2 protein-coding genes and 2 pseudogenes are annotated in these 2,992 nt (G+C 41.3%); 2 read left to right on the forward strand and 2 right to left on the reverse strand.

All coding sequences use genetic code 11. The features are described 5' to 3' along the window. Together DP116_RS29780 and DP116_RS30060 are read right to left on the reverse strand one after the other, a co-directional pair. Positions 1–223: pseudogene (locus DP116_RS29780) on the reverse strand (FAD-dependent oxidoreductase); the annotation flags it as partial. Positions 224–298: 75 nt separating this feature from the next. Continuing rightward, a complete protein-coding gene (locus DP116_RS30060) occupies positions 299–460 on the reverse strand; it encodes a BrnA antitoxin family protein (protein ID WP_422614241.1) in 162 nt (53 codons plus the stop codon). A gap of 156 nt (positions 461–616) precedes the next feature. Between DP116_RS30060 and DP116_RS26440 the strand changes: the two genes are divergently transcribed. Continuing rightward, positions 617–2,164, forward strand: coding sequence for a protein kinase domain-containing protein (locus DP116_RS26440; protein WP_169157972.1), 1,548 nt, complete (start codon positions 617–619; stop codon positions 2,162–2,164). 441 nt (positions 2,165–2,605) lie between these two features. Continuing rightward, a pseudogene (locus DP116_RS26445) lies at positions 2,606–2,992 on the forward strand (hypothetical protein); the annotation flags it as partial.

Genomic DNA, 2,992 nt, shown 5'->3' on the forward strand with positions numbered 1-2,992 from the left:
GGCGTAGTTCTTCATGCAAAAGACCAGCAGCGCGATCGCTTGCCATTGCCCCAAAAGAATTGCTACACACCAATTCCGCCAAATGTTCCGTGTGATGCGCACCACTGAAGCGATTTGGGCGCATTTCCCAGAGAACAACCGATATTCCAACAGAGGCTATTTGCCAAGCTGCTTCTGTCCCAGCTAGTCCACCTCCAATAACATGAATTGTTTGTTTTTCCATATTTTTATTCTGTAGCTTCTGAGCTGCCTTTGTTGGTCATTCACCCCGAGGAGACTCGGACTGGTGTTTGAGCATTTACTCCCGAAGAACGAAGTTGATGAGGGTCTGATAGCCTCGTGACTGTCGGTTCTTGAACCAGGCTACCACATCGGCATCAAGCCGCATATTCACGGGAACTTTCGGTACCCCTGGTTTTCTAATTGTATCAACCCTAAAGTGAAACAGTATTGTAAATATTAGCCACCAATCAAAACCGAGTTACAACCACGGGTAATTTTATTAACTTGTATGCTTAGAATCAAAATTAGCCAAAAATCGAACTTAATTTCCACAGCCTTTAGGTTGTATGTGGCAAAATTTAAGATAATTCATCTTGTTCTTGGTTAAATAGTAATGCTCCTCGGTCAAATTCTCCGCCAGCGCTACAAAATTCTCAGACTCTTAGGAAGCGGTAGCTTTGGAGTTACTTATTTAGCTGAAGATTTAGATTTACCCGATCATCCTCTGTGTGTTGTAAAAAACCTCAAGCAAATGCAAAATCCAGATGAATTGCAACTTGCCAGAGGGTTATTTGACAGAGAAGCAAAGGTTTTATATCGCTTAGGCAATGAGTGCAGTCAAATTCCCCGACTTTTCGCCCACTTTGAAGAAAACGGCGAATTTTATCTAGTACAAGAATTTATAGACGGGCACGATTTAAGTGGGGAAATTTTTCCTGGTAAGAGGTTAACTGAAGCTGAAGTTACACAGCTATTACAGGAAATTTTAGAAGTTCTTACATTTGTTCACAATAAAAATATCATTCACCGAGACATCAAACCACAAAATTTAATGCGGCGCAAGACAGACGGCAAAATAGTATTGATAGACTTTGGCGCTGTCAAGCAAATTAGCGCATTAGTAGTTAATGCTCAAGGGCAAACAAACGTCTCCGTTATTGTTGGTACTTATGGCTATATGCCCAGCGAACAATTGAATGGGTATCCCAAGTTAAGCAGCGATGTTTATGCAGTGGGGATGCTGGGGATTTATGCTTTAACTGGGATCAGACCTCAAGAACTGCCAAAAAACTCCGAAACTTTGGAAGTCATTTGGCGAAATCGGGCTTCGGTTAGCCCTAGACTGGCAGATGTATTAGATAAAATGGTGCGCCATAACTTCAATAAACGTTATCAAACAGCATCCGAGGCGTTGCAAGCGCTAAGACCATCTTCATTACCCTCACCATCGCCATCACCGTTACCACCGGTATCGCCACCACCAACCTCAACACCACGAGAATTAAAACTTTACCAGAAAATATTAATTGGTACTGGAGTTGGGGTGGGTGTGCTAATTGGAGTGGGATTGTTATTTATGAGTTTTTGGAGACAACCCACACCCGATCTAGAAAAACCCGTAGCTTATTCAGGACAACCCACACCCGATTCACAAAAAACCGTCGCTGATTCCAAACAACCCACACCTGACTCGCCACAAACCACATATGATTCGCCACAAGCCACATATGACGTGCAACTGGTTTGCCCAGAAACACCAATACCACCTCTACCAAGTACGCCCGGTAGGAAAATTGGTCCAGCCACAGTTTATGGTTTCCCAAAGAATTCACCACTGACAGGCAAAGGAATCATTATCTTTCCCGATCGCAAGTTTGGTGGATATGTTCGATATGATGGAGAACTAAAAAATGGAGTATATAGCGGTTGTGGAAACTTGGTACGTGGAAATGGTGAGCGTTACGTAGGTCAGTTTGATAAGAATTCTTTTCAAGGCATTGGAAAATATATTTACAAAAATGGTTGTCAATATATAGGAGAATTCAAAAACAACCAGTTCGATGGTCAAGGTACATGGATATCTAAAGACGGCTCGCCTTATAGTGGAATTTGGCACCAAGGAAAATTGCAAGGAAGTAATAAGGTTTTAAGCTGCCAATAATTTTTAATCTTATATTATGTCAGGATACATTATCCGAGCCAGTGTTGAAATAATCACATTACTTAGGAAAAAATTTTCTATCAATTAGGAAAAGCATAATCATCAAGCCAAAGGAATATTGTAATTTTTTTTTTGCAAAAATGTATGATAAAATCACAAACTTTAAATTGGACTTATTACGTTATATTTTTAGTATTTTTTACTTAAAAGAAAACTAAACACAAGTAGTTCAAGCTAAAAAACATGAGATTATGTAGAGTGTGTTAAGCGCTGCCGCAATGCTTATAAACGCATCATTCGGCGACCTGCAACACTCCAAAACCGATTTTACAAGCTTTATTTGCTCATACCTTTGGGCTGTCTACCTTCTAGCTTCAAGTACCAGCCTGCGATCGGTCTATTTATGTCTTCGGTGTGTGTTGATATTTAGAGGAGTGATAAATGAATCAAAAATTACTTACAAAGCTGAGATTAGTTTTGTCTAAAACTTCTTTACTAGGTATTACTAGTTTAGCTATTTCTCTACAACCATCCTTAGCGCAACCTTCGGCTGTTAATCGATCGCCAACAACACCATCAACCTTACCACCTGCAAAAAATCCGATCAGCCAAACACCTCCAGAAAATCCCGTCAGTCCAAGCCCAACACCTTCACAAAATCAGACACCTAGTCCAACACCTCCAGAAAATCCCCTCAGCCCTACCCCAACACCTTCACAAAATCAGATACCTGGTCCAACACCTCCAGAAAACCCCCTCAGCCCAACCCCAACGCCAACTTTCACACCATCACCAACGCCGACTTTAACACCATCACCAACCCCAACC

The organism is Brasilonema bromeliae SPC951 (assembly GCF_012912135.1).
Lineage (GTDB): Bacteria > Cyanobacteriota > Cyanobacteriia > Cyanobacteriales > Nostocaceae > Brasilonema > Brasilonema bromeliae.